Raw genomic sequence first — 6,559 nt, forward strand, 5'->3', positions numbered from 1 at the left:
CGTCTGTCTCGCGCGCCGATCCGGCCCTCTTCGTTCGCCTCGACGATACGGACCATCAAGCGAAGCTCGATCTCGTCGTCCAGTCCATGCACTGCGCCGGCTGCATGCGCCGTATAGAGCGCGCCCTTGGCGAGCTCGACGGTGTGACTTTCGCCCGCGCCAATCTCTCGACCAAGCGCGTCGCGGTGAAATGGATGCCGTCGCGTCTGAAACCTGCCGACATCGTCGATAAACTCGCTTCCATCGGCTTCGAGGCCGTCCCCTTCGATCCCAAGTTGATCGGCGTTCTGGACGAAAACGAAGGCCGCAAGCTGCTGCGCGCCATGGGCGTGGCGGGTTTTGCCGCCGCCAATGTGATGCTGCTCTCGGTCTCGGTCTGGTCCGGCCTCGTCACCGACATGGAGCCCGAGACGCGGGCGCTCTTCTACTGGGTCTCGGCGTTGATCGCGCTTCCGGCGATTGTTTATGCCGCGCAGCCTTTCTATCGTTCGGCCTTCGCGGCGCTCCGCAAGCGCCAGATGAACATGGACGTGCCGATCTCGCTCGCGGTGACGCTGGCGACCGGCATGAGCCTCATCCAGACCGTCGTCAATGCCGAACACGTCTATTTCGACGCCAGCATCACCCTTCTCTTCTTTTTGCTGATCGGTCGCTATCTCGACGTCCAGGCGCGCAATCGCGCCTGTTCGGCGGCGCAGAACCTGCTGGGCCTTCGCGCTATGGCGGCAACCCTCATCGAGGCGGACGGCACGCAACGTTCCGTGCCGATGGAGGCGCTCGAACCCGGCATGCGGGTCGCGGTGGCGGCGGGCGCCCGCATTCCTGCAGACGGCGTCGTCGCCATCGGCATCAGCGATGTCGATACGAGCCTCGTCACCGGCGAGAGCCTTCCCGAAGTCGTTCGTCCGGGCGGGCATGTCTTCGCCGGGACGCTCAACATGACGGCGCCCATCGAAGTGAACGTGAGCGCGCGCGATGAACATTCGCTGCTCGCGGAAATCGTTCGGCTGATGGAGGCGGCCGAACAGGGCCGCTCGGCCTATGTGCGCATCGCCGACCGCGCCGCGCGCGTCTATGCGCCCAGCGTTCACATTCTGGCGCTGACCACCGTTCTCTTCTGGCTCGCGATGGGCTCGGGCATCGCCGTCGCGATCACCAACGCGATCGCCGTCCTGATCGTGACCTGTCCCTGCGCGCTCGGCCTCGCCGTGCCCGTGGTGCAGGTCGTCGCGACCGGTCGCCTTCTGAAGCGCGGCATTCTGCTCAAGGCAGCCGACGGGCTGGAGCGTCTCGCCGAGGTGGACACGATCGTCTTCGATAAAACGGGTACGCTGACGCTGGGCTGCCCGCGTCTTGTCGATGGCGGGACCGGTGTCGCCGATTTTGCTATCGGTGCCGCGTTGGCGCGGGCGAGCCGTCATCCGCTCGCGCGCGCCCTTGTCGAAAGCGTCGGCGTGAAGCCGCTTCCCGTCCTCGCCGATATTCGCGAAGAACCGGGCCAGGGTCTCGAGGGCAGGCTGGGTGACGAGACGATACGGCTCGGCAGTCGCGAATGGGTCGGCGCCACGGAGGATGGGGCGTTGACGCATGGTGGCTCGGAGCTCTGGCTCAGGCGCGGTGCAGCGCGGCCTTCCTGCTTCCGTTTTATGGACGAGCTTCGGCCGGATGCGGTCGAGACGGTCAAGGAATTGAAGGCGCGCGGCTATGCGATCGAACTTCTATCGGGCGATCGTGAGCCGGCGGCGCGTGCCGCCGCCGAGGCGCTCGGCTTGTCCAATTGGCGCGCCGGTGCACGGCCCGATGCGAAGATTGCGCGGCTCAAGGAACTCGCCGCCGAAGGCCGGAAAGTGCTGATGGTTGGCGACGGCTTGAATGACGCGCCGGCGCTTCGCGTCGCCCATGTTTCGATCTCGCCGTCGGACGCGTCGGATGTGAGCCAGACCGCGGCGGATTTCATCTTTCAGGGGGTAAAGCTTGGTGCCGTGATCGAGGCGATCGACGTCGCGCGCAAATCGCGCCGCCTCGTCTTCGAGAATTTCGCGCTGGCGCTCGCCTACAACGCCATTGCGATCCCCCTGGCTTTTGCAGGTTTCGTCACACCGCTGATTGCTGCAGTTGCGATGTCAGCATCTTCCATCACTGTGACGCTTAATTCGTTGCGTCTCGGACAACGTTCCGAAAGGGTGGGGCAATGAATATTCTCGTTTACCTGATGCCCGCTGCGCTTTTTCTCGGATTGATTGGTCTGCTGGGTTTTCTCTGGTCGTTGAAATCCGCGCAATATGATGACCTCGACGGTGCTGCGGAGCGCATTCTGTTCGACGACGAGGATTTGCCCCATTCCTGAGGGATTTCTCGCGCAATATTCGAGGCATCCGTGAGCAAGGCGTCATTTTCATCGTTTCACGGGTGAACGGCGGCGGCGGTTCATTTCATATGCCGCACTTGCCGCGATATTTCATTTCGATTTCACGGCGCCGTTCCGCAAAACAGTCAGCTTTGTATATTTCGTCTTGACTCGCGATGGCCCGCGTTGAAAGGTCTTGCGTCCTAACGGACTAGTCTGGATCGCGGATATTCGACGGGGGTCGAGAGGCGCAATCCAAGGGGCGAGCGGATTTAGGATTTCGGATGCGTGTCGGGTCTGGTGCCTGAACATATTCACAATTCCGGCACGTAGCTGTGAGCACATGGCTGTGTCGGCAAGTGAAGATGGGATGGTGCCGGATTACGCGTTTGCGAAAACCGCAGGACTAACTCTGAGCAGTGTAAAGTAGATGTCATATTTGGAACAGCGGAACAGCTCTGGCCGGGCAATGGGGTTCGGCTTTGTGGTGCTTCTGCATCTGGCGCTGATCTGGGCGCTGGCGAGCGGTCTCGGCACGAAGGCTCTCGAGGCCGTGAAAGGCCCGATCGAAGCGAAGATCATCGACACACCGCCTGAGGTGAAGCGAGACGAGCCGCCGCCGCCTCCGCCGCCGGCGCTCGATACGCCGCCGCCGCCCTTTGTGCCGCCGCCGGAAATCACCATCAACGTGCCGCAGACACCGCCGCCCACGGCAATCAAGGCCGTGCAGTCGAAAGTGGCCGCGCCGTCCGCGCCTTCGCTGTCGCCGCGCGCCGATCCGAACCATCCGAACCGAAAGCCTCCCTATCCGCCGTCTTCGGTGCGTATGGGCGAGGAAGGCACCGTGGTCCTGCTTCTCTATATCCGCGCCGACGGCACGGTGCAGGAAGCGCGGATCGACAAGTCGAGCGGCTTCCCGAAGCTCGATCAGTCGGCAGCCAAATATGCGGTGAAGGCCTGGCGTTTCCTTCCGGCGATGAGCGCCGGCCAGGCAGTGGCGGTCTGGCACAAGATGGCTGTGACCTTCCGTGTGGACGAAGTGAACTAACGACGTTGCGCGTTGCGCCGGAGGGATATGTCTGTTCCATCCGGCCGGCGGCACATGATTTGAGAACGATGCGTCCGGCGGTCGGACGCATCGGGGTTCCCGGGGTCGGGACGAGAGATCCGAACCCGGGGGGTGTCGAACAAAAAGGTTGGGGAGTTTCCCATGACGATTGGAGCGATGACGCGCCGGGTGAACGAGGCGCGCTTTGGAACGGGCTTGCGCGCGCTGGCGCTTGCGGCGGCAGGCGGAGTGATGGCGCTGAGCTTTGTGCTCGCCACGCCGGTCAGGGCCGAGGATCCGGCACCTGCGGCAACCGCCGAGGCTCCTGCGGCGCCCGGCACTGAGGCTACCCCTGCCGCCCCTGGCGCCGAAATTGCGCCCGGCACGGAAGCTGCGCCTGGTACGCCAGCCGCGCCCGGCACAGAAGCTGTTCCGGGTGCCGAAGGTCCGCTCGCCGAGAGCGCGGTAGCGCCCGAGCAGAACCCTTACGGTCTCGCGGCGCTCTGGGCCCAGGGCGACTTCGTCGCCAAGGGTACTCTGGTGATCCTCGGAATCATGTCGATGGGCAGCTGGTACATCCTCTTCACCAAGCTTTGGGAGCAGCGCGGCATGTTCGCGCAAGGCCGGGCGGCGCAGAAGCGCTTTGCCCAGGCGGCGAGCCTCAAGGAAGCGACCGACGGTCTGGCGAAGAATTCCGCCTTCCGGGCAGTCGCCGAGGAAGGTCTCGCAGCGGCCGAGCAGCATGGTCGCGGCCTCGGCGCCGAGGTCAGCCTGCTCGACTGGACCGGCAATGCGTTGTCGCGCGCCATCGACGGCGTGGCGGCCAATCTGCAGGGCGGTCTGGCCTTCCTCGCGACGGTCGGTTCGACGGCGCCGTTCGTGGGCCTCTTCGGCACGGTCTGGGGCATCTATCACGCGCTGATCGCCATCGGCGTCGCGGGCCAGGCTTCGATCGACAAGGTCGCGGGTCCGGTCGGTGAAGCCCTCATCATGACGGCGATCGGTCTTGCCGTCGCCGTTCCGGCGGTGCTCGGCTACAACTGGCTCGTGCGCCGCAACAAGGCCGCACTCGATCAGGTTCGTCGCTTCGCGACGGAAGTCGAGGCGCGCATTCTGGCGCATCGTTGAGATCGGGGGCGCGAGGGAACACCACCCTCGCGCCTTTTGACGACGCGCGGTTCGTCCGCGCGGGCGAGCCGATGGTTTGAGGGAGTGAAGAAGATGGCGATGAATGTAGGCGGCAGCGGAGACGAAGACGAAGTTCTCTCCGCGATCAACACGACGCCGCTGGTCGACGTGATGCTCGTGCTGCTGATCATCTTCCTGATCACGATCCCGGTCGCGATCCAGACCGTCCCGGTGTCGCTGCCCAAGGCGAACAACGTCGCGACGCAGACCAAGCCCGAGAACATCGTGGTGGCGGTGGATCACGAAGGGACGATCTACTGGAACAGCGAGAAGATGGCGGACAACGCGGCGCTGCTCGCCAGGATCAAGGAAGCGGCGGTGAAGCAGCCGCAGCCTGAAATCCATGTGCGGGGCGACAAGGATGCGCGCTTCGAGTTCATCGGCAAGGTGATCGTGGACTGTCAGCGCGGCGGTATCCAGAAGGTCGCCTTCATCACCGAACCCGATCGCGGGCAGCAGTAACGAGTAAGGAGTAACGACATGGCGATGAATGTCGGAGGAGGCAATGAGGACGACGTGATGATGGAAATCAACACGACACCCCTCATCGACGTGATGCTCGTTCTGCTGGTGATGTTGATCATTACCATTCCGCTGCAGACGCATGCGGTGAAGCTCGACATGCCGCAGAACCTCAACGCGCCGCCGCCGCTGGTGGAGCCGCAGGTGGTCGATCTTGAAGTCGATTTCGACGGCACGGTCTACTGGAACGGCAGCGCCGTTCCGACGACGGCCCAGCTCGACGAACTTCTGAGTTCGGCAGCTGCCCAATCGCCGCAGCCGGAAATCCATCTGAAACCGAACCGGCTGGTCAAGTACAACTATGTCGCCGTGGTGCTCGCGGCCGCCCAGAGGCTCGGCGTCACCCGCATCGGCTTCGTCGGCAACGAGCAGTATATGGATTGAGCGCCACGGATTCGCTCCGCTACGTTGCCTTTAAAAAGAAGCTGCCGCCCGCTGATGCCGGGCGGCAGTTTTTTGGCTGGAACGTTTATCGGGAATATCAGTTTTCCCGCATGCATGATCTCTCATTGTATCGATCAGAGCCTTGTCGAACGGGCACAGACCGTCATGGCTCTTCTCAGGAGAGCCGGGCTCTCGGTCGTCACCGCGGAATCGTGCACGGCCGGTCTGATCTCGACCGTCCTGTCGCAGGCGGATGGCGCGGGACATTGCCTGCATGGCAGTTTCGTCACTTACACAAAGCCACATAAGGTCGCGGCACTGGGCGTTTCGCGCGAGCTTCTCGCCGCCAAGGGCAGTGTCCATGAAGACGTTGCAAGGCAGATGGCGGAAGGCGCCCTCCACCGCTCGACGGCGGATATCGTACTTGCTCTCACAGGCGTCATCGGACCCGAGGAGGACGAGGACGGCAATCCGGTCGGCCGCGTGATCTTCGCCTGCGGGCGGCGCCAAGACGTTCTGAACGTCGTGGAGGAGAATTTCGACGCGGCTCATCACGAGATTTTGCGTCGTGCAGTTGTATTGCGTGGCCTCGATTACATAAGAAAAGTTGCTTCAGGATAAAGCGTATCCCGGGGCGCAGCGGAGCCGCGAGCGTCATGTCGGGTTCCTCCTCCGTCGGCGGAACTCGCGACCTCATGCACCGTTGAAGAGGGGCGGCAACGGGGCAGCATCGAGAGGAACCCGCTCATGGCTCAGGCCAACAAATCTGCAAGTAACTCCAGATCAACGTCAACGAAGTCGAAAACGCGCCGAACGCGGCGAACCGGCCGGCGAGATCCGCTTGCGATCAAGCTGCTGAAGCAGGATCACCGCGAAGTCGAGCATTGGTTCGATGAATATGAGCAACTGGAGGACGAGGGCGAGAAGCTCAAACTCTTTCAGAAGATCGCCCTGGCGCTCAAGGTCCACACCGCGATCGAGGAGGAAATCTTCTATCCGGAGGAACGCGGCGACGTCGAGGACGATATGCTCGACGAAGCCTTCGTCGAGCATGACGGAGCGAAAAAACT

Annotated in this window: 7 protein-coding genes and 1 pseudogene; all 8 read left to right on the top strand. The window is 63.0% G+C overall.

The annotated features are described in order from the left end of the window. Nucleotides 1–2,195 (top strand): heavy metal translocating P-type ATPase (locus VMR03_RS02350; RefSeq protein ID WP_325401895.1); only part of this gene is annotated, 2,195 nt, incomplete at its 5' end. Then, entirely contained in the window at nucleotides 2,192–2,347 is a 156-nt protein-coding gene (gene ccoS, locus VMR03_RS02355) for a cbb3-type cytochrome oxidase assembly protein CcoS (RefSeq protein ID WP_325401897.1), read from the top strand. The genes VMR03_RS02350 and ccoS, both read left to right, overlap by 4 nt. A 469-nt stretch (nucleotides 2,348–2,816) precedes the next feature. Next, nucleotides 2,817–3,395 carry a TonB family protein gene (locus tag VMR03_RS02360; RefSeq protein ID WP_325401899.1) on the top strand — a complete coding sequence of 193 codons (579 nt, stop codon included), beginning with the start codon at nucleotides 2,817–2,819 and terminating at the stop codon, nucleotides 3,393–3,395. 162 nt (nucleotides 3,396–3,557) lie between these two features. Beyond that, nucleotides 3,558–4,523, top strand: coding sequence for a MotA/TolQ/ExbB proton channel family protein (locus VMR03_RS02365; RefSeq protein ID WP_325401901.1), 966 nt, complete (start codon nucleotides 3,558–3,560; stop codon nucleotides 4,521–4,523). A 93-nt stretch (nucleotides 4,524–4,616) separates the two neighbouring features. Further along, nucleotides 4,617–5,045 carry a biopolymer transporter ExbD gene (locus tag VMR03_RS02370; RefSeq protein WP_325401903.1) on the top strand — a complete coding sequence of 143 codons (429 nt, stop codon included), beginning with the start codon at nucleotides 4,617–4,619 and terminating at the stop codon, nucleotides 5,043–5,045. An 18-nt stretch (nucleotides 5,046–5,063) separates the two neighbouring features. Next, nucleotides 5,064–5,489 (top strand): biopolymer transporter ExbD, encoded by a 426-nt coding sequence (locus VMR03_RS02375; RefSeq protein ID WP_325401905.1) that lies wholly within the window; start codon nucleotides 5,064–5,066, stop codon nucleotides 5,487–5,489. Nucleotides 5,490–5,654: 165 nt separating this feature from the next. Next, nucleotides 5,655–6,110: a nicotinamide-nucleotide amidohydrolase family protein gene (locus tag VMR03_RS02380; protein WP_325401907.1), complete on the top strand. Its 456-nt coding sequence runs from the start codon at nucleotides 5,655–5,657 to the stop codon at nucleotides 6,108–6,110. Nucleotides 6,111–6,236: 126 nt separating this feature from the next. Then, nucleotides 6,237–6,559, top strand: a pseudogene (locus VMR03_RS02385) (hypothetical protein); the annotation flags it as partial.

This window comes from Parvibaculum sp., assembly GCF_035511255.1.
Taxonomy (GTDB): domain Bacteria; phylum Pseudomonadota; class Alphaproteobacteria; order Parvibaculales; family Parvibaculaceae; genus Parvibaculum.